Origin of the sequence: Paludibacterium sp., assembly GCF_019232825.1 — a bacterium.
Taxonomy (GTDB): domain Bacteria; phylum Pseudomonadota; class Gammaproteobacteria; order Burkholderiales; family Chromobacteriaceae; genus Paludibacterium.
On the sequence record NZ_JAFAND010000139.1, the window covers coordinates 85,131 to 105,637 of the forward strand.

General features: G+C 63.2%; 18 protein-coding genes. 13 read left to right on the top strand and 5 right to left on the bottom strand.

Annotated features, from left to right (window positions below; all coding sequences use genetic code 11):
* Positions 1–139: 139 nt before the first annotated feature.
* The 5 genes from rodA to JOZ06_RS18405 all read right to left on the bottom strand — a co-directional run bounded on the left by rodA (position 140) and on the right by JOZ06_RS18405 (position 5,724).
* The gene (gene rodA, locus JOZ06_RS18385) at positions 140–1,234 is read right to left on the bottom strand and encodes a rod shape-determining protein RodA (protein WP_293235099.1); all 1,095 of its coding nucleotides are present in this window, start codon (positions 1,232–1,234) and stop codon (positions 140–142) included.
* Complete coding sequence (mrdA, locus tag JOZ06_RS18390; protein WP_293235101.1) at positions 1,215–3,191, bottom strand: penicillin-binding protein 2; 1,977 nt, start codon at positions 3,189–3,191, stop codon at positions 1,215–1,217. Before mrdA ends, rodA begins: the two co-directional genes overlap by 20 nt.
* Positions 3,192–3,193: 2 nt before the next feature.
* Positions 3,194–3,697, bottom strand: a complete 504-nt coding sequence (gene mreD / locus JOZ06_RS18395) for a rod shape-determining protein MreD (protein ID WP_293235103.1) — start codon at positions 3,695–3,697, stop codon at positions 3,194–3,196.
* Positions 3,698–3,700: 3 nt separating this feature from the next.
* On the bottom strand, positions 3,701–4,609 hold the full coding sequence (gene mreC / locus JOZ06_RS18400) for a rod shape-determining protein MreC (RefSeq protein WP_293235105.1): 909 nt from the start codon (positions 4,607–4,609) through the stop codon (positions 3,701–3,703).
* Between the two features lie 71 nt (positions 4,610–4,680).
* A complete protein-coding gene (locus JOZ06_RS18405; RefSeq protein WP_133682305.1) occupies positions 4,681–5,724 on the bottom strand; it encodes a rod shape-determining protein in 1,044 nt (347 codons plus the stop codon).
* Positions 5,725–5,976: 252 nt separating this feature from the next.
* On the opposite strand from JOZ06_RS18405, the gene gatC reads away from it, so the two are divergent.
* The 13 genes from gatC to murG all read left to right on the top strand — a co-directional run bounded on the left by gatC (position 5,977) and on the right by murG (position 20,507).
* The gene (gene gatC / locus JOZ06_RS18410) at positions 5,977–6,264 is read left to right on the top strand and encodes an Asp-tRNA(Asn)/Glu-tRNA(Gln) amidotransferase subunit GatC (protein ID WP_293235113.1); all 288 of its coding nucleotides are present in this window, start codon (positions 5,977–5,979) and stop codon (positions 6,262–6,264) included.
* Positions 6,265–6,339: 75 nt separating this feature from the next.
* Positions 6,340–7,791, top strand: a complete 1,452-nt coding sequence (gene gatA, locus JOZ06_RS18415) for an Asp-tRNA(Asn)/Glu-tRNA(Gln) amidotransferase subunit GatA (protein ID WP_293235115.1) — start codon at positions 6,340–6,342, stop codon at positions 7,789–7,791.
* Positions 7,792–7,807: 16 nt separating this feature from the next.
* Positions 7,808–9,238 (top strand): Asp-tRNA(Asn)/Glu-tRNA(Gln) amidotransferase subunit GatB, encoded by a 1,431-nt coding sequence (gene gatB, locus JOZ06_RS18420; RefSeq protein WP_293235117.1) that lies wholly within the window; start codon positions 7,808–7,810, stop codon positions 9,236–9,238.
* A gap of 298 nt (positions 9,239–9,536) precedes the next feature.
* The gene (mraZ, locus tag JOZ06_RS18425) at positions 9,537–9,983 is read left to right on the top strand and encodes a division/cell wall cluster transcriptional repressor MraZ (RefSeq protein WP_293235119.1); all 447 of its coding nucleotides are present in this window, start codon (positions 9,537–9,539) and stop codon (positions 9,981–9,983) included.
* Entirely contained in the window at positions 9,980–10,945 is a 966-nt protein-coding gene (gene rsmH / locus JOZ06_RS18430) for a 16S rRNA (cytosine(1402)-N(4))-methyltransferase RsmH (protein WP_293235121.1), read from the top strand. Before mraZ ends, rsmH begins: the two co-directional genes overlap by 4 nt.
* Entirely contained in the window at positions 10,942–11,211 is a 270-nt protein-coding gene (ftsL, locus tag JOZ06_RS18435; protein WP_293235123.1) for a cell division protein FtsL, read from the top strand. Before rsmH ends, ftsL begins: the two co-directional genes overlap by 4 nt.
* Positions 11,208–12,953: a penicillin-binding transpeptidase domain-containing protein gene (locus JOZ06_RS18440; RefSeq protein ID WP_293235125.1), complete on the top strand. Its 1,746-nt coding sequence runs from the start codon at positions 11,208–11,210 to the stop codon at positions 12,951–12,953. Before ftsL ends, JOZ06_RS18440 begins: the two co-directional genes overlap by 4 nt.
* 14 nt (positions 12,954–12,967) lie before the next feature.
* On the top strand, positions 12,968–14,458 hold the full coding sequence (locus tag JOZ06_RS18445; protein WP_293235127.1) for a UDP-N-acetylmuramoyl-L-alanyl-D-glutamate--2,6-diaminopimelate ligase: 1,491 nt from the start codon (positions 12,968–12,970) through the stop codon (positions 14,456–14,458).
* Positions 14,442–15,797 carry a UDP-N-acetylmuramoyl-tripeptide--D-alanyl-D-alanine ligase gene (gene murF, locus JOZ06_RS18450; protein WP_293235129.1) on the top strand — a complete coding sequence of 452 codons (1,356 nt, stop codon included), beginning with the start codon at positions 14,442–14,444 and terminating at the stop codon, positions 15,795–15,797. The genes JOZ06_RS18445 and murF overlap by 17 nt, the downstream gene beginning before the upstream one ends.
* 1 nt (position 15,798) lies before the next feature.
* On the top strand, positions 15,799–16,884 hold the full coding sequence (gene mraY, locus JOZ06_RS18455) for a phospho-N-acetylmuramoyl-pentapeptide-transferase (protein ID WP_293235131.1): 1,086 nt from the start codon (positions 15,799–15,801) through the stop codon (positions 16,882–16,884).
* A gap of 8 nt (positions 16,885–16,892) precedes the next feature.
* Positions 16,893–18,260, top strand: a complete 1,368-nt coding sequence (gene murD / locus JOZ06_RS18460) for a UDP-N-acetylmuramoyl-L-alanine--D-glutamate ligase (protein ID WP_293235133.1) — start codon at positions 16,893–16,895, stop codon at positions 18,258–18,260.
* 11 nt (positions 18,261–18,271) lie between these two features.
* Positions 18,272–19,417 carry a putative lipid II flippase FtsW gene (gene ftsW / locus JOZ06_RS18465; RefSeq protein ID WP_293235135.1) on the top strand — a complete coding sequence of 382 codons (1,146 nt, stop codon included), beginning with the start codon at positions 18,272–18,274 and terminating at the stop codon, positions 19,415–19,417.
* Between the two features lie 19 nt (positions 19,418–19,436).
* The gene (gene murG, locus JOZ06_RS18470; RefSeq protein WP_293235137.1) at positions 19,437–20,507 is read left to right on the top strand and encodes an undecaprenyldiphospho-muramoylpentapeptide beta-N-acetylglucosaminyltransferase; all 1,071 of its coding nucleotides are present in this window, start codon (positions 19,437–19,439) and stop codon (positions 20,505–20,507) included.

Here is a 20,507-nt window from a genome sequence, read left to right on the forward strand (position 1 = left end):
GTGACTCCCTGGGTGACGACCCGCATCGGCGACGCGGGTCATGTGACACATGGCGTCAAATGGTAGGCAGGCGTGGGGCGAGCTAACGTAAGAAAAATATGAAAATAGCTTAGGTTAATTCCGAATAGCTTGCGCGCGGCTATTTACGCAGTTTGCCGATACTCATCAACATGCCGGTGCCGATGAACAGCGTGACGGTGGCCGTCCCGCCGTAGGACACGAACGGCAGCGGCACGCCGACCACCGGCAGGATGCCCGATACCATGCCCATATTGACGAAGGCGTAGAAAAAGAACGACAGCGTGATGGAACCCGCCATCAGCCGGCCGTAGAGGGTCTGTGCCCGCGCGGTGATCATCAGCCCACGGCTGATGATCAGCAGATAGAGGCCGACCAGGATCAGATTGCCGATCATGCCGAATTCTTCCGAGAACACGGCGAAAATGAAGTCGGTGGTGCGTTCCGGAATGTAATCGAGGTGCGTCTGCGTGCCGTTGAGCCAGCCCTTGCCGATCGGCCCGCCGGAGCCGATGGCGATCATCGACTGAATGATATGGTAGCCCGCGCCGAGCGGGTCGCTCATCGGGTCGATCAGCGTCAGGATGCGTTTCTTCTGGTAGTCGTGCATCACGTGCCAAATGACCGGCAGGCTGGCGGAGAAGGCGATCAAGCCGCCGACGATCACGCGCCAGGACAGGCCGGCGAAGAACAGCACGAAAAAGCCGGCCGCCATGATCAATGTGGCGGTGCCGAGGTCGGGCTGCTTGAGGATCAAGCCGACCGGCAGCAGCATCAGCACGACCGCGACGATGAAGTGCCACCAGCGCAGATTGGCCTCGTGCTTTTGAAAGTACCAGGCGATCATCATCGGCAGGGCGATCTTCATGATTTCCGATGGCTGAATGCGGGTGAAACCGAGCGACAGCCAGCGCGTCGATCCGTTGACGGTGATGCCTTTGAAATGGACCGCCACCAACAGCAACAGCCCGATCAGGTAGAGCGGCGGCCCGAAGTGCATGACCACCTGCGGCCGGGTGCGCGCGATCACCCACATGATGGTGAGCGACAGCACCGTGTAGGCGAGCTTGTTGTCGATCTTGTCGAAGCTTTGGTTCGACGCCGAATACAGTACCAGCAGGCTCAACAGGAAGATGAGGCCGAGAAACAGCATCAGCCAGCCGTCGAGCGGCTCGATGAGCTTGGCCCAAAGGCGCCTAAGGATTTGCGACTTCATCGCTTGCAGCCTTCTTAGCGGGAGGAGGGGCTTGCACGATCGGCAAGGTCGCGGTTTTCAGGTCATCGGCAATGGCCGGCGGTACTTTGCCGGTCAGGTAGAAGTCGAATAACGCCCGCGCGATCGGCGCGGCGGCGCCGGCGCCCCAGCCGCCGTTTTCGACGATGACCGCCACGGCGATTTTCGGATGCTCGACCGGCGCGAAGGCGATGAACCACGAGTGGTCGCGGTTTTGCTCCGCCAGCGAGGCGGCGTTGTACTTCGCTCCTTGCTTGATCGCCACCACCTGCGCCGTGCCGGTCTTGCCCGCCATGGTGTAGGTCAGCCCGGCGCCGATCGCGCCCGCGGTGCCGCCCGGCTTGAGCACGCCGGCCATCCCCTGCTTGATGTAATCGAAGTAGGTCTGCGGGAACGGCAGTTGGCGGATCGGCGTGGTATTGACCCGGGTTTCCCGGCCGGTCTTCACGTCGACGATCGATTCGACCAGGTGCGGTCTGAACAGCCTGCCGTCATTGGCCATCGTGGCGGTGGCGTTGGCCATCTGCAGCGGAGTGTACGAGTTGTAGCCTTGGCCGATGCCGATGCTGACCACATCGCCAGGCAGCCACTTCTGCGCCGCCGGGCCGAGCCGGGCAAAGCGGCGCGCTTTCCATTCCTTGGAGGGCAATACGCCGGAGAGCTCGCCGTCCAGATCGATGCCGGTCTTGCTGCCCAGGCCGAACTGGCCCACCACCGGCGCGATGCGGTCGATGCCCAGATCCCAGGCCAGCTTGTAGAAGAAGGTGTCGCTGGAGACGGTGATGGCTTTTTGCAAATTGACCATGCCATGCCCCTTCTTCTCGGCGTCGCGGAATTGGTGCGCGCTGCCCGGCAGCACGAACACGCCCGGCGCCGGGCGGATGTCGTCCATCTTGATGATGCCGGACATGAGCGCCGCCATGGAGATGAAGGGCTTGAAGGTCGACCCCGGCGGATAGATGCCGCGCAACGCGCGGTTGACCAGCGGCTTATGCCAGTCGCTGTTGAGCGCGGTCCAGGTTTGGCTGTCGATGCCGTCGATGAACAACGCCGGGTCGAAGCCGGGCTTGGACAGGAAGGCGAGCACGCCGCCGTCGTTGGGGTCGATGGCGACCAAGGCGCCGCGGCGGTCGCCAAATAGCTTGTCGGCGATCTCTTGCAGACGGATGTCGAGCGCGAGCTTGAGGGTGTTGCCGTTGACCGGCGGGGTGCGCTTGAGCGAACGGATGGCGCGGCCGCCGGAGTCGGTCTCCACCTCTTCGAAGCCGACCTGGCCATGCAACTGATCTTCGTACACGGCCTCGATGCCGGTCTTGCCGATGTAAGTGGTGCCGCGATAGTTGGTGGTTTTGTCGTCGTCCTCGAGCTGCTGCTTTTCCTTGGGGTTGATGCGGCCGATATAGCCGAGGGCGTGACTGGTGAGTTCCTTGAACGGGTAGTCGCGGAACAGTCGGGCCTTCACCTCGACGCCGGGGAAACGCCACATGTTGGCGGCCAGGCGCGCAGCCTCCTCGTCGGTCAGTTTGACCTTGAGCGGCAGGGTTTCGAAGTCTTTGGCGTCTTCCTGGAATTTGCGGAAGCGCTTCATATCGCGCGGGGTGACGTCGACCAGGGTTTTGAGCTGCTCGATGGTGGCATCGATGTCGTCGATCTTGCTCGGCGTCAGCTCCAGGGTGTAGGACGAGTAGTTCTGCGCCAGCACCACGCCGTTGCGGTCGAGGATCAGGCCGCGGTTGGGCAGGATCGGCACGAGCGAGATGCGGTTGTTTTGCGCGAGCGTCGTGAAGTGCTGGTATTGCACCACCTGCAGCCAGATGAAGCGCCCGATCAACAGCACGAACATCGTCAGCATGAAGCCATAGGCCACGACCAGCCGCAGCTGGAATTGGTTTTCTTCCGAGCGCAGATTTTTCAGGCTGGTCAGTTTCTCTCGCGCCATGGTCAGACTTTATGCGATCGGTAGGGCAGCAGCAGCAGCTTGGTCAGCAAGGGCCAGAGAATGGCGCCGGTCAGCGGCGGCAGGAAATACGACCAGCCGACGAACGCCGAGCCGGTTGCCATGCGCGTGGCCACCATGATGGCCTGATTGGCCAGCATCAGCGCCAGCACCGACAAGGTTTGCTGGCCAAGGTTGAACATGATCAGCTGGCGCTGCCGCAACAGGGCCAGGTAGCTCGTGATCGAATACGCCAGCGCGTGCTGGCCGAACATGCCGGTCGACGCGACGTCGGCGATGATGCCCAGCGTGAAGGCTGTGCCGACGCTGACACGGCGCGGCTGGTTGATCACCCAATAGAGGATCAGGAGGGCGATGAAGTCCGGCAGCCACAGCGCCGTATCGACCGGCAGCGGCAGCAAGTCGATCAGGATGGCCACGACGAAGCTCAAGTAGATGAAGCGCCGCCGGACCGGCTTCAGTAGTTCTTTCGGTCGGTCAAACGACATGGCCTACTCCGTGGGATCGTCGGATGGGGTCTTGCCCTTCTTGGGCGGGGGCGCGGCCGGGTCGACCGGGCGTGCCGGCACACTGGTCTTTTCCTTCAGCACCAGCACGTAACGGCCTTTCTGTACGCCGGCGGTCGGCATCGAGGTAACGCGAATGAAGGCGCTATCCGGATTGCGTTCCACCCGGGTGACGAAGGCCACCGGAACGCCTTCCGGATACAGGCCGTCAATCCCGGAGGTGACCATCAAGTCGCCAGGGCGCACGTCGGCGTGAATCGGCAGGTAGCGCGCTTCGACGCCGCCGCCATAACCGTACAGAATGGCGCGCAGCCCGGTGCGCTGGATCATGACCGGCACCATCAGCGTCTTGTCGGTGATCAGGGTGACCTCGGCCGTCAGCGGCTGTACGCGCGTAATCTGGCCGATCAGGCCGCGGTCGTCCACCACCGGCTGGCCGGCGTGCAACTGCGTGTCCTGGCCCTTGTCGATGATGATCTTGTACGAGAACGGATCGCGGCCGGTATAAAGGATTTCGGCCAGGCTTGCCGAATCGGACCGTACGCTCTTGAGCTGGTTGAGCGTGCGCAGCGATTCGAAATCATGCTCGGCGGACTCCAGCCGCTGCACGCGCGCGAGCAGTACCATCTGCTGGCGGCGCAACACTTCGTTTTCGGCTTGAAGCGTGCTCTGCGTGGTCAAAAAGTCGTCGATGCGCCGCGCGGCGACAAGCGGGAAATTGATGGCGCGCTGCAACGGGTAGAACAGCACCGACATGCCTTGGCGGGTGTATTCCATCAGTCCGTATTGGCTGTCGCCGATCAACAGGGCGACCGACAGCGCCACGCAAATCGCGAGCCGCGTGCCGGGGGAAAGCCCCTGGCGGATGAAACTGGGATTGTTGGCGAAGTCCATCGAACCCTGCGTGTATGGCTTGTTACGCTAACCCGCGGCGCCGGGGCGCCGCGAGTCGGGATGCAACGTCATCATGGCACGTTGGTGAAGATGGTGCCGATCTTATCCATCTTCTCCAGCGCCTTGCCGGAACCGCGCACCACGCAGGTCAGCGGTTCTTCGCCGACGAAGACCGGCAAGCCGGTCTCCTCGGCCAGCAAGCGATCGATGTCTTTCAACAACGCGCCACCACCGGTCAGCACCATGCCCTTCTCGGCGATATCGGCGCCGAGTTCCGGCGGCGTTTGCTCCAGCGCGATCTTGACCGCAGAGACGATCTGATTCAGCGGTTCGGTCAGCGCTTCCAGGATTTCGTTGGACGATACGGTGAACGAGCGCGGAATGCCCTCGGCCAGGTTGCGGCCCTTGACTTCCATTTCGCGCACTTCGGCGCCCGGGAAGGCGGAGCCGATGGTCTTCTTGATTTCCTCGGCGGTGGTTTCGCCGATCAACATGCCGTAGTTGCGGCGGATGTAGTTGATGATGGCTTCGTCGAACTTGTCGCCGCCAACGCGTACGGAATTGGAATAGACGACGCCGCCGAGCGAGATCACGCCGACTTCGGTGGTGCCGCCACCGATGTCGACCACCATCGAGCCGGTCGGCTCTTCCACCGGCAAGCCGGCGCCGATCGCCGCTGCCATCGGCTCTTCAATCAGCTCGACGCGGCGCGCGCCGGCCGCCAAGGCAGAGTCCTTGATCGCGCGGCGCTCGACCTGGGTCGAACCGCAGGGAACGCAGATCACGATACGGGGGCTCGCGGAGAAGAAACGACTGGGGGTGACTTTCTTGATGAACTGCTTGAGCATCTGCTCGGTCACGGTGAAGTCGGCGATCACGCCGTCTTTCATCGGGCGGATGGCCTGAATGGAGCCCGGCGTGCGGCCAAGCATCTTCTTGGCTTCCAAGCCGACGGCGAGAATGGATTTCTTGTTGGTCGGCGCGTCGTTGTGGATGGCGACGACCGAGGGCTCGTCAAGCACAATGCCCTTGCCGCGCATGTAGATCAGGGTGTTTGCGGTGCCAAGGTCAATGGCGAGGTCATTGGAAAAATATCCGGTTAGCGAACGAAACATTGGGTCGATCCTGGTTCAGTTGTTCGTTGACGGGTGGCGGGCCGGCACAGTTCGCAAGAAGCTCGTGAACAGGCTCTCAGCCCGAAAGTCCCTGAGTTTACACTTGAATCCACCCCGGCTGCTGGCTGTTGGGCCGGTTTGTACCACCTGTTTGTTGCCATGGGCCGTAGTGATGCATCAATCTTGGGAGAATCAAACGGGCTATGATACCCTATTAGTCTTGAAAGATTAAAGGTTTTCCAAGAGGACGCCATGTCATTGACGCAGCAGGATGTCGCGCGCATCGCCAAACTGGCCCGCATTGCCGTCACCGAACAAGAAATTACGGCCGTTGGCCAGCAATTGAATGACATTTTTGGCCTGATCGAAAAGATGCAGGCCGTCAATACCGATCACGTCGAGCCCATGGCCCATCCGCAAGACGCTTCCTTGCGCTTGCGAGCGGACGCCGTCGCCGAGTCTAATCGGCGCGACGACTTCATGGCGCTGGCGCCGCAGGCCGAGGCCGGCTTGTTCCTGGTGCCCAAGGTCATCGAATAAGTTCGTCTCCCTCTATAAACGACGGCGCGGCGCCCAACGGGGCCGCGCCCGTCCGGTAATTTGGAATCGCACATCATGATCAATGCCACGCTCAAGGCTTTGTCGCAGCAATTGGCTGCCGGGGCCGTTTCCAGCGAAGAACTCGCCCGGCACTATCTCGATCGCATTGACGCGTTGAACCCGGTGCTGAATGCCTTCATCACCGTGGACCGCGACAAGACTTTGCTGGACGCCCGCGCCGCCGACGCTCGCCGCGCGGCCGGCAACGCCGGTCCGCTGACCGGCGTGCCGTTGGCGCACAAGGATTTGTTCTGTCAGCAAGGCTGGAAGACCTCGTGCGGTTCGCGCATGCTCGACAACTTCGTGTCGCCTTACGACGCGCACGTGGTCGAACAGTGCAAGGCCGCCGGCATGGTGACGCTGGGTCGCACCAATATGGATGAATTTGCCATGGGGTCGTCCAACGAAAACTCGTGGTATGGCCCGGTGAAGAATCCATGGGATATCCAGGCGATCCCCGGGGGGTCGTCCGGCGGCTCGGCCGCGGCGGTCGCCGCGCGCCTGACGCCGGTGGCCACCGCCACCGATACCGGCGGCTCGATTCGCCAGCCGGCCTCGCACTGCGGCGTGACCGGCTTGAAGCCGACTTACGGCGTGGTCAGCCGCTACGGCATGGTGGCCTTCGCCTCGTCGCTCGATCAGGGCGGCATGATGGCCCAGACCGCCGAGGACTGCGCGTTGATGCTGAATGTGATGGCGGGCTTCGATAAGCGCGATTCGACCAGCGTCGAACGCGCTGCCGAAGACTATGCGCGCGATCTGACGCGCCCGCTCGCCGGCCTCAAGGTGGGGCTGCCGCGCGAGTACTTCGCCGAGGGGCTGTCGCCCGAGGTGGCGCGCGTGGTCGAGACCGCCGTGGCCGCGTTGAAGAAGCAAGGCGCCGCGGTGGTCGACGTCAGCCTGCCCAATACCGCTTTATCGATCCCGTCCTATTACGTGATCGCGCCGGCCGAGGCGTCGTCCAACCTGAGTCGTTACGACGGCGTGCGTTACGGCCATCGCGCCGCCGGGTACACCGACTTGATCGACATGTACGAGAAGACACGCGCCGAGGGCTTCGGTGCCGAAGTCAAGCGCCGCATCATGGTCGGCACCTATGTACTGTCGCACGGCTATTACGATGCCTACTACATCAAGGCTCAGAAGATCCGCCGGCTGATCGCCAACGACTTTGTCGAGGCATTCAAGTCTTGCGACGTGATTCTCGGGCCGGTGGCGCCGACCGCCGCGTTTGATCTGGGGAGCATGAACAACGACCCGGTGGAAATGTACCTGTCGGACATCTATACCCTATCGGTCAATCTGGCCGGGCTGCCCGGCATGAGCGTGCCGGCCGGCTTTGCCGCCAACGGCCGTCCGATCGGCTTGCAATTGATCGGCAACTACTTCGGCGAGGCGCGCCTACTGAACGTGGCGCACCAGTTCCAACTGGCCACCGACTGGCATACGCGCGCCCCGGCGCTGTAACAGGAAAGAACAGACTATGAAATGGGAAGTCGTCATCGGTCTGGAAGTGCACGTGCAGCTTTCGACCGTCTCCAAGATCTTTTCCGGGGCCTCGACCGCGTTCGGCGCCGAGCCGAACACGCAGGCCTGCAACGTCGACCTGGCTTATCCGGGCGTGCTGCCGGTGTTGAACGAAGCCGCTGTGGACAAGGCGATCCATCTTGGCCTGGCCCTGGGCGCCAAGATCAATCAAAAGAACGTGTTCGCGCGCAAGAATTACTTCTACCCCGATTTGCCCAAGGGCTACCAGATCAGCCAAATGGACCTGCCGGTGGTCGAGGGTGGCCAGATCGCCATTCTGGTCGGCGACGAGGAGAAAATCATCCGCGTCACCCGCGCCCATATGGAAGAGGACGCGGGCAAGAGCTTGCACGAGGACTTTCACGGCTTGTCCGGCATCGACCTCAACCGTGCCGGCACGCCATTGTTGGAAATCGTTTCCGAGCCGGACATGCGTTCGGTCGACGAGGCGGTGGCCTACGCCAAGGCGCTTTATACGCTGGTGACCTGGCTTGGCATCTGCGACGGCAATATGCAAGAAGGCAGTTTCCGCATGGACGTCAACGTGTCGGTGCGTCCGCAAGGGCAAGAAGCGTTCGGCACCCGGCGCGAGATCAAGAACCTCAACTCGTTCCGCTTTCTCGAGCAGGCGGCCAAGTACGAAATCCAGTGGCAGATCGATACGCTGGAAGAGGGGGGTAAGATCCAGCAGGCTACCGTGCTGTTCGACCCGGATACGGGCGAGACGCGCATGATGCGCAGCAAGGAAGACGCGCACGACTACCGCTATTTCCCCGATCCGGATTTGCTGCCGGTGCGCATCAGCGACGCGTGGATCGCGCGCGCGCAGTCGGAGATGCCTGAGCTGCCGGGGCAGATGAAGGCGCGCTTTGCCGCCGAGTACGGGTTGTCGGCCTACGATGCCGCGCTGTTGACCGCGAGTCTGGCGCAGGCGCGCTACTTCGAGGCCGCGGCGAAGGCGAGCGGCCAAGGCAAACTGGTCGCCAACTGGATCAATGGCGACATCGCCGCGCGGCTGAACCGCGACGGCGGCGACATCCTCGCCTGCCCGATCTCGCCGGAACGTTTGGCCGGGCTGGTTGCCCGCATTGCCGACAACACGTTGTCGAGCAAGCTGGCCAAGCAGGTATTCGAGGCTTTGTGGGAGAGCGATCTGTCCGCCGATGCGATTATCGAGCGCGATGGGCTCAAACAGGTCTCCGACGTCGGCGCCATCGAAAAGATGGTGGAAGAAGCCATCGCGGCCAACCCCAAGGCGGTGGAGGAATTCCGTTCCGGCAAGGAGAAGGCGCTCAACGCGTTGGCCGGTCAGGTCATGAAGGCCTCCAAGGGTAAGGCCAACCCGGCGCAGGTACTTGAAATACTCAAGAACAAATTGGCCGGTTGATTATAAATTGAACTGTTTAAGAGGCCGGCGATGTCCGGCCTCTGTAATTTTTTATGGATGATTACTACAGGTTGTGGTTTTTTTCCATTTCACACCCCACATTCAGTGCTTTATTTAAGGTACTGATTTGACTAGGTTTCTCTCTTTCCTGCCCATACCTAAGTCTTTGTCTCATAAGGCGAATTAGCCGTTCCCGATATTGACCGTGGAGAACTTCTTTCTTATAGTGGCGAAAAGTGGGGCAAAGTGGGTTAAAGTGGAGAAGTAAACCCGAAACGGAAGCGAGAGCGAAAAATAAATGATCGGCGGTGTCAGCGTAGTTTCTCTCGATAGCAAGGGTCGCTTGGCCATTCCGGCCCGGCACCGGGAGACGCTGTTGTCCGCTTTCGGCCATAAATTGGTGGTGACGCTCGAGTCTTCCGATCATTTGCTGATTTATCCCGAACCCAATTGGCGCCCGGTTGAAGCGCGCTTGCTCGCGCTGCCCAGCGGCAATCCCACGCTCAAGCGCTATCAGCGACTGGTGCTCGGCCATGCCGAGACGCTGGAGATGGATAGCGCCGGCCGCATTCTTCTGCCCGCGCGTTTGCGCGAACTGACCGGATTGGATAAGGAAGTCGCCTTGGTTGGCATGGGTAACCGCTTCGAACTGTGGAACGCCCAGGAATGGGACGACCAGACCCATGCCGCGCTGGCGCAGAGCCAGGACGATCTGGCGGCGCATCTTGGAGATTTCACGCTGTGAACGCCGCTCCCTTCTCGCACCAGACGGTGCTCCTGAACGAGGCGGTCGCCGCGCTCGCCGTCCGCCCGGACGGCGTTTACGTGGACGGCACCTTCGGGCGAGGCGGCCACAGCCGGTTGATCCTTTCACAATTGGGCGCCAACGGGCGCCTGATCGCATTCGACAAAGATCCTGAAGCCGTAGCCGTTGGCCAGGCGCTGTCCGCCGAGGACCCGCGCTTTTCTCTTGAGCACGATGGCTTCGAGACGCTGGCTCGCGCGCTCGATCGTCGCGGCATCGACAACGTGGACGGCATTGTGCTTGATCTGGGCGTGTCTTCGCCGCAGATCGACGATGCCCGTCGCGGTTTCAGCTTCCGTTTCGACGCGCCGCTCGACATGCGCATGGACACGACCCGTGGCATGACGGCGGCCGAGTGGCTGGCAACGGCCGACGAGACGGAAATCAGGGAGGTAATCAAGACTTATGGTGAAGAGCGGTTTGCTCGCAAGATCGCAGCAGCCATTGTTGCGCAACGGGCTCTCCAGCCCGTCGCGACGACCCGTGAGCTCGCTGTCCTCGTTGGGAAAAACGTCCATACTCGTGAGCCGGGGCAAGATCCCGCCACGCGGACTTTCCAGGCGATAAGAATCCACATCAACCGCGAGCTGGACGAATTGCAGGCAATTTTGCCGCAAGCGGTCAGCCGGCTCGCTCTGGGCGGCCGCTTGGCGGTGATCAGCTTCCATTCTCTGGAAGACCGCATCGTCAAGCTGTTCATGCGCGACGCCAGCCAAGCCGACAAGTTGCCGTCTTGGGTGCCGGTGCGCGCGCGCGATTTGCCCGAAGCGCCGCTGAAGTTGATTGGCAAGGCGGTGCGCGCGAGCGCGGCGGAAGTCGAAGCCAATGCGCGCGCCCGCAGCGCCATCATGCGCGTGGCCGAGCGCACCGCCGGCGCTTGGCGCGGCAAGGGGGCGACATGAACCGGGTCAACGCCTGTCTGCTCGCCCTGGTGGTGCTGTGCGCCTGGTCGGTCGTGACCTCGCAGCACGTATCGCGCACGTTATACAGCGACTTGCAAAAGGAACAGAAATCGCAGCAGCAGCTGGACGTCGAATACGGTCAGCTGATGCTGGAACAAGGGACCTGGGGCGCGCACGCCGTGATCGAAAAGGCGGCGGAAACCCGGCTCGGCATGCATACGCCTGATCCGCGCCAGGTTCAGGTGGTGACGGCGGGAGCGACATGATGAAAGTCTACCAGCCCGCCAAGCGGCTCGCGCCGCCTCCTCCCGCCCTGCGTATGTCGACAGGGCGTGTCCGTTTTATGCTCGCGGCGCTCGGGTTGTTGTTCGCGGTGCTGATCGGCCGCGCGATTTACCTGCAGGTGGCGCAGCAGGACTTCCTGGTCAATCAGGGGGATGCCCGCTTTCAGCGTTCTATGCTGTTGGAGGCGAATCGCGGCCTGATCACCGACCGCAACGGCGAGCCGCTGGCCATCAGCACCCCGGTGCAGACCATCTGGGCAAGCCCGGCCGACATGGAGCCGGTGCCGCCGGCCAAACTGCGCGAGCTCGCTCGCCTCTTGGATCTGTCGCCGGAAGAGGTCGACGCCAAGCTGTCCGATCGCAAGCGCGAATTCGTCTATATCAAACGCCAGATCAACCCCGAGATCGCCGACCAAGTGATGGCGCTGGGGATCCCGGGCATCGCCAAACAACAGGAATTCCGCCGTTTCTATCCGGCGGGCGATATCTTCGCCCACATCATCGGTTTCACCGGCGTCGACGGCAAGGGGCAGGAAGGCGTCGAACTGGCGCGCGAGAAGATGCTGGCCGGCAGCAACGGCCGCCGGGTGGTCGTCAAGGACCGGCGCGGCCACATCATCGAGGACGTCGGCCCGGTTGAGCCGCCGCGCGACGGGCAAACGCTGGTGCTGGCCGTCGATCAGCGCATCCAGTATCTGGCATCGCGCGAACTGAAGAGCGCGGTGGAAGCCAACAAAGCCAAGGCGGGCTCGGTGGTCGTGCTCGACGCGCACAGCGGCGAATTGTTGGCGCTGGCCAACTACCCGACCTACAACCCGAACAACCGTCAGGGCGTCACCACCGAGATGATGCGCAATCGCGCGGTGATCGACACGTTCGAACCCGGTTCGACCATGAAGCCCTTGTCGATCTCCATCGCGCTGGAAGAGGGCAAAGCCAACGTTCATACGGTGCTCGACACCCATCCGTACATGATCGGACCGGCGCGCATCCACGACGTGACCGACTCCGATCGTCTCGACATCGAAGGCATCATCAAGAAGTCGAGTAACGTCGGCGCGAGCAAGCTGGCGCTGATGGTCGCGCCGCAGAATTTCTGGAATTACTACGACTCGCTGGGCTTTGGCCGCTCGCCCGATACCGGGTTTCCCGGCGAAGCCGCCGGCCGTTTGCGCGATTGGAAATCCTGGCGTCCGATCGAACAAGCGACGATGTCCTTCGGCTACGGCGTGTCGGTCAGTTTGCTGCAGATGGCGCGCGCTTACACCATCTTTACCAATCATGGCGTGATGATGCCGGTGTCGCTGTACAAGAGCAGCGGACCGCTGCCAGGCAAGCGTGTGCTGTCGGAAAAGACCGCCGATGAAATGCGCGACGTGCTGATCGCCAACAGCGAGCCGGGCGGCGGCGCCGTCGGCGGCCGCATCCTGGGCTATAGCATCGGCGGCAAGAGCGGCACCGCGCGCAAGTTGATCGGCAACACCTACGTGGCCGACAAGCACCGCGCGCTGTTCATGGGGTTTGCGCCGGGCAAGGAGCCCAAGATGATCGTCGCGGTGATGATCGATGAGCCCTCGGCCGGCAAGTACTACGGCGGCGCCGTGGCGGCGCCGGTTTTTGCCAATGTGGCGGGCGGCGCGTTGCGTATTCTCAACGTGCAGCCGGACCAGCCGTACAACAACACCTTGTTGCCGGCAACAACGCCGATACCGGCGGATTTTTAAAAGAAGCGAGACAAATGTTTAGCCGCTTGTCACCGTTGCCGGACTGGAATCCGGCGGATCTCAACACCCTCGGCGTCGCCGTCAAGCGCGTCGAGTCGGACAGCCGACGCATCATGCCGGGCGACGTGTTTCTCGCTTTCGGCGGCGCGTTTGCCGACGGCCGCGATTTCATTCCGATGGCCATCGCCAACGGCGCGGTGGCCGTGCTGTGGGATCCGGCCGACGGTTTCGTCTGGAAACCCGAGTGGCAGGTGCCGAATCTGGCGGTGACGGCGTTGCGCGAGCGTGCCGGCATCATCGCGAGCCACGTGGCGCAAAACCCGAGCAAAACCCTGCGCGTGATCGGGATTACCGGCACCAACGGCAAGACCTCGCTGTCGCATTGGCTCGCACAGGCCTTTTCGCTCCTGGGGCAGAAGGCGGCGCTGATCGGAACCGTCGGCAACGGCATCTATGGCGAGCTGACTGAAACCACCCACACGACGCCGGACCCGGTGACGATCCAGCACAAACTGGCCGAATACCGCCGCCAGGGCGCGCACGTGGTCACGATGGAAGTGTCGTCGCACGGGCTCGATCAGGCGCGCGTCAACGGCGTGCTGTTTCACACCGCGCTCTTCACCAATTTGACGCGCGACCATCTCGACTACCACGGCACCATGGAGGCGTACGGCGCCGCCAAGGAGCGCCTGTTCCATTGGCAGGGGCTGCAGAACGCCGTGGTGAACGCAGACGACGACTTCGGCCGCGCCATGGCCGGCCGCCTGGACCGTCAGCAGGTGCGTGTCATCACCTACGGTCTGAACCAGGGCGATGTGCGGCCCCTGTCGCTGTCGAACTCGCTCGATGGTCTGCAGATGCGCGTTGCCACGCCGTGGGGCGAGGTCGACGTGCGCAGTTCCTTGCTTGGCCGCTTCAATGCCGCCAATTTGCTCGCATGCCTGACCACGCTGTGCGTCAATGGCGTCGACCTGTCCATCGCCGCTCAAGCGCTGGGCAAGATCCAACCGGCGCGTGGCCGCATGCAGCGCATCGGCGGCGCGCACGAACCGCTGGTGGTGGTCGATTACGCGCATACGCCCGACGCGTTGGAAAAGGCGCTGTCGACGCTGGCGGAAATTCGCCCCGCCGGCAGCCGACTCTTCTGCGTTTTCGGCTGCGGCGGCGATCGCGATACCGGCAAGCGGCCGATCATGGGCGGCATTGCCGAACGTATCGCCGATGTGGCCGTGGTGACCAGCGACAATCCGCGCAGCGAAGCCCCGATGGAGATCATCAACCAGATGCTGGCCGGCATGAAGAAGGCCGGGCATGTCGAGGCCGATCGCGCACAAGCGATTCACTGGGCGGTGAATGAGGCGCGCGCTGGCGACATTATTCTGATCGCCGGCAAGGGACATGAGGAATATCAGGATATCAACGGCGTGAAACGACCGTTCTCGGATTTCCGCGTGGCGGAAGAGGCGTTGACCGAATGGGGCAAGACACATGATGACGCTCTCTGAGGCCGCGCGTCTGGCCGGCGGCGTATTGCAAGGCAGCGACGCCGAACTCGCGCGTGTCGTGACCGACAGCCGGTCGGTACAACCCGGCGATCTGTTTTTGGCGCTCAAAGGCGAGCGCTTCGACGCCCATGACTTCGTGGCGGGCGCGATCGAGCAAGGCGCGGTCGGCGCCATCGTCGCGGAAGGTTTCGCGCTGGAAGGCGTCAACCTGATCACGGTGGACGATACCCGTCTGGCGCTTGGCCGCTTGGCGGCGGGCTGGCGCGCGCGCTTCGATATTCCGCTCATCGGCATCACCGGCTCCAATGGCAAGACCACGGTCAAGGAAATGCTGGCCGCCATTCTGCGCGCCCACGTCGGCCAAGACGCCGTACTGGTGACCGCCGGCAATTTCAACAACGACATCGGCTTGCCGCTCACGCTGCTGGGCATGAACGACAAGCATCGTTTCGCGGTTATCGAGATGGGCATGAACCACAGCGGCGAGCTGACCTATCTTGCCGGTCTGGCGCGCCCGGACGTAGCGCTGGTCAACAACGCGCTGCGCGCTCATCTGGGACAGTTCGACTCGGTCGAGAGCATCGCGCGCGCCAAGGCGGAGATTTTCGACGGGCTCACCGCGGAAGGCGTGGCGGTATTCAATGCCGAAGACCCGAACGCCGCGCTGTTCGCCGCCGCCGCAGGAGCGCGGCGCACGTTGTCCTTCGGCTTGAAACAGGGCGATATCCGCGCGCAAAGCTATATGTTGGGCAGCGATGGCAGCAGCGTCGCCATCGCGACGCCGCTGGGCGAGCTGTCGGTGCGCGTGCCGGCGCCGGGCGAACACAACGTCAAGAACGCGCTGGCCGCGGTGTCGCTGGCTCTGGCGCTCAACGTGCCGGAGCAGGCGATCTCGCGCGGCTTGATGCAGTTTTCCGGCGTCAACGGCCGTCTGCAGAAGAAGACCGCCAAGAACGGCGCCACGGTGCTCGACGATACCTACAACGCCAATCCCGACTCGATGCGGGCCGGGCTTGAAGTGTTGTCGCGCCTCCCGGCGCCGCGGTGGTTCGTCATGGGCGACATGGGCGAGTTGGGCGAGGGCGCGGACGCGCTGCATGCCGAAGTCGGTCAGGCCGCGCGCGCGCTGGGCACGGACATGGTCGTCACCCTGGGCGAAGCCAGCCGCCATGCCTGCGAGGCCTTCGGTGCGCCGGCTAAACATTTTGAAGCGATCGAACCGCTGCTGGCGTGGTTGGACAAGTCGCTGCCGTTCAACGCCACCGTGTTGGTGAAGGGGTCGCACTTCATGAATATGGATCGTGTCGTCGACCATCTGGTCGCCAAGAAAGGGAATTGAAGTGCTGCTTTGGTTAGCTGATTTGCTTGCGCATCACATCCGCGCGTTCAGTGTCTTCAACTACGTGACACTGCGCGCGGTGTTGGCCACGCTGACGTCGCTGGGTTTCTCGCTGTTCATGGGCCCGGCACTGATCCGCAAGCTGACCGAACTGAAGGCCGGTCAGGCCGTACGTTCGGATGGTCCGCAAACGCACTTGGTCAAGGCAGGCACGCCGACCATGGGCGGCACGCTGATCCTGCTGTCGATCACGCTGACCGTGTTGTTATGGGCAGACTTGCGCAACAAGTATGTCTGGATCTTGCTCGCTGTGATGCTCAGCACCGGCGCCATCGGCTTTTACGACGACTGGCGCAAGGTCGTGTATCGCGACCCGAAAGGCATTTCGGCGCGCGCCAAAATGTTCTGGCAGTCGTTGATCGCCATCGGCGCGGGCGTGATTCTGGCGGGCACCGCCAGCCTGCCGGCGTCGACGGAGTTCATCGTGCCGTTCTTCAAGAACGTGATTTATCCGTTCGGTGCGGTCGGTTTCTGCGTGCTGACCTATCTGGTGATTGTGGGCGCTTCCAATGCCGTCAATTTGACCGATGGCCTCGATGGCCTCGCGGCGTTGCCCACGGTGCTGGTGGCGGGCGCGCTGGCGATTTTCGCTTATATCGCCGGTCACGCGGTGTTTTCCAAATACCTGGGCCTGCCGTTCATTCCGGGCGCGCATGAGGTCACGGTGTTCTGCGCGGCCATCTGCGGCGCTTGTTTGGGTTTCTTGTGGTTCAACGCCTATCCGGCACAGGTGTTCATGGGCGACGTGGGCGCGTTGGCGCTGGGCGCCGCGCTCGGCGCCGTGGCGGTGATCGTGCGCCAAGAGATCGTGTTCTTCATCATGGGCGGCTTGTTCGTGATGGAGGCGCTGTCGGTGATGATCCAGGTCGGCTCGTTCAAGCTGACCGGCAAGCGGGTGTTCCGCATGGCGCCGCTGCATCACCACTATGAGTTGAAGGGCTGGAAGGAGACGCAAGTGGTGGTGCGTTTCTGGATCATCACCATGATGCTGGTGCTGATCGGTTTGTCCACCATCAAGCTGCGTTGAGGATGACAATGGATTTCGCCAACCGTCACATCATGGTCGTCGGCCTCGGAGATTCGGGGCTCGCCACCGTGCGCTGGCTCGCCGCGCACGGCGCGACCGTGTCGGTGGCGGACAGCCGGGACAATCCGCCCAATCTTGACGTGCTGGCCGCCGAGCTGCCGGGCGTGCGCGTGCGCGCTGGCGCTTTCAACGACACCCTGTTCGACGGCGTCGATCTCTTGGTCGTGAGCCCTGGCGTGGCGCTGTCCACGCCGGCGATCGCCGCCTACCGCGCACGCGGCGGCGAAGTGGCCGGCGACATCGAACTGTTCGCGCGTGCCATCGCCGGCGGCAGCGCGCGCGTGATCGCCATTTCCGGTTCCAACGGCAAGAGCACCGTCACCATGCTGGCGGGGCATCTGTGCCGCAGCGCCGGTCTCGATACCGTGGTGGCCGGCAACATCGGCCTGCCGGTGCTGGCCGCGCTCGCCGAACGCGAAGTCAGCGGACGCATGCCCGACGTATGGGTGCTCGAACTGTCGAGCTTCCAACTGGAAACCACCGCGAGCCTGCGCGCCGACGCCGCCACGGTGCTGAATATCTCCGAAGACCACCTCGACCGCTACAACGATTTGCTCGACTACGCTCATGCCAAGACCGCCGTATTCAACGGCCATGGCGTCCAGGTGCTCAACGCCGAGGACCCGCTGGTGCGCGCCATGGTGCGTCCGAATCACGCGGTCAAGTGGTTCGCGCTCAACGACGCGGCGGAGTACGGCCTGCGACAGCAAGACGGGCGCGGCGAGCTTTGTCTGGCGGGCGAGGCGGTGTTCGACTTGGCCGACTTGCCGCTGGAAGGGCTGCACAACGCGGCCAACGCGCTTGCGGCGCTGGCGCTGTGCGAGGGCATCGGACTCGCGCGCGATCGATTGTTGGCGGGACTGAAGAGCTTCCGCGGTCTGCCGCACCGTGTCGAGTTGGTGAATGAATTCGGCGGGGTCAAGTTCATCGACGACTCCAAAGGCACCAACGTCGGCGCGACGGTGGCGGCGCTGAACGGCATGACCCGTCCGGTGGTGCTGATTGCCGGCGGCGACGGCAAGGGCCAAGACTTCACCCCGCTGGCGCCGGCCTGTCGCCGCATCGTGCGCGCGGTGATGCTGATCGGCCGCGACGCCGACAAGATCCGTGCCGCGCTGGCCGGTACCGGCATCGCGCTGACTGATTTCGCCACGTTGGAACAAGCGACGCGCGCGGCGGCGGCCGAAGCGCGCTCGGGCGACGTGGTGCTGCTGTCGCCTGCCTGCGCGAGCCTGGACATGTTCCGCAACTATGCCGAACGGGCGCGGGTGTTCGTCGACACCGTGCGCGCCGTGCAGAGTGAAGCCGGGCGATGACGGTGGCCAGCATGAAAGGTCCGTACGCGGCCACGGCCATTATCGACGAGGCGCTGGCTTGGGCCATCGCGATCTTGCTGTCGATCAGCCTGGTCATGGTGTATTCGGCCTCGATCGCTTACGCCGAGGCCGATGCGGCGACGCAGAACAAGTATTACTACCTGATTCGCCATGTGATTTTCATGGTAATCGGGTTGGCCGGCGGTTACGTGGCGTTTCAGGTGCCGACCGCTTTTTGGCAGAAGTACGCCGGCAAGTTGTTCTTGATCGGCGTGGTGATGTTGGTGCTGGTGCTGATTCCCGGTATTGGGCGCATGGTCAACGGCTCGCGGCGCTGGATCTCGCTGTTCGTGATCAACCTGCAGCCGTCGGAGCTGGTGAAGATCGCCACGGTGCTGTACGCGGCGGATTATACGGTGCGCAAGTCGCACAAGCTGCACAGCTTGAAGGAAGGCTTTTTGCCGATGTTCATCGCCATGGTGGTGGTGGCCTTCCTGCTGTTGCGCGAGCCGGACTTCGGCGCGCTGATGGTGGTGATGACGATCGCGATGGGGATCTTGTTTCTCGGCGGCATCAACATGCGCATCTTTTCGGGGCTCGCGGCCATGGCGCTGGTGGCGATCGTGCTGTTGATCATCAGCTCGCCGTATCGCCTCAAGCGGGTGCTGGGCTTCATGGACCCGTGGGACGATCCGTTCGGCAAGGGCTACCAGCTGTCGCACTCGCTGATTGCCATCGGCCGCGGCGAATGGTTCGGCGTCGGATTGGGCGCCAGCGTGGAGAAACTGTTTTATCTGCCGGAGGCGCACACCGACTTCATTCTGGCGGTGATCGCGGAGGAGTTCGGCTTCTTCGGCATCTGCGTGCTGATTGCGTTGTATGCCTGGATCGTGCGGCGTGCGTTCCACATCGGCGTCGAGTCGCGCAAGCTCGAGCGTTACTACCAGGCGCTGGTGGCGCAGGGCATCGGCATTTGGCTCGGCATTCAGGCCTTCTTCAATATGGGCGTGAACATGGGCCTGTTGCCGACCAAGGGTCTGACGCTGCCGCTGATGTCTTTCGGCGGCTCGGCGATGTTGTTCAACCTGATCTCGATGGCGCTGCTTTTGCGCGTCGATTATGAAAACCGGAGGATCATGCGCGGCTACAAGGGCTAGCCGGCATGAAAGAGGAACGATGGCGAACAAAACCGTAATGATCATGGCAGGCGGCACCGGGGGGCACATCTTCCCCGCGCTGGCCGTGGCCGACGTGCTCAAAGCGCGCGGCTGGCAGGTGATCTGGCTCGGTGCCGAAGGGGGCATGGAAACCCGCCTGGTGCCGCAGCACGGCTATGCCATCGAAACCGTGCGCATCGCCGGTATGCGCAAGAACGGCCTGAAGCGCTGGCTGCAGCTGCCGTTCATGATGGCCGGCGCGCTCGCGCGCACCACGGGCGTGATTTTGCGCCACCGGCCGGACATCGCCGTCGGCTTCGGCGGCTACACCGGCTTTCCGGGCGGGTTGATGAGCCGTCTGCTGTGGAAGCCGCTGGTGATTCATGAACAAAACTCGGTGGCGGGTCTCACCAACCGGCTGCTGTCGAAGATCGCGAGCCGCACGCTGTTCGCTTTCCCCGGCGCGTTTCCGGGCCGCGATGGGCGTGTCGGAAACCCGGTTCGGCCCGAGATCGCCGCCGTGGCCGAGCCTGACAGCCGTTTCGCCGGCCGCGAGGGCGCGCTGCGCCTCCTGGTGGTCGGCGGCAGCCTGGGCGCCAAGGTGCTGAACGACACGCTGCCGCTGGCGCTGGCGCAGATGGCGGCCGACGCGCGGCCGCACGTGGTGCACCAAGCCGGCGTCAAGCAGATCGAGGCGCTCAAGGCGGCTTACGCCGCCGCGGGTGTCGAGGCCGATTGCCGCGCCTTCATCGACGACATGGCCGGCGAATATGCCGCCGCCGACCTGGTGATCTGCCGCGCCGGCGCGCTGACGGTGGCTGAACTCGCCGCCGCCGGGGTGGCCAGCATGCTGGTGCCGCTGCCGACGGCGGTGGACGACCACCAGACCGGCAACGCGCGTTTCCTGGCGGATGCCGGCGCCGCGAAGCTGGTGCCGCAATCGACGCTGACGCCGGCGGGGCTGGCGGCCGTTTTACAGAACATGACGCGCGCCGAGTGCCTGGACATGGCCCGGCGCGCCCGCAGTCTCGCCATCGTCGATGCCGCCGCGCGCGTGGCCGACGTGTGCGAGACACTGACAAGAGAATGA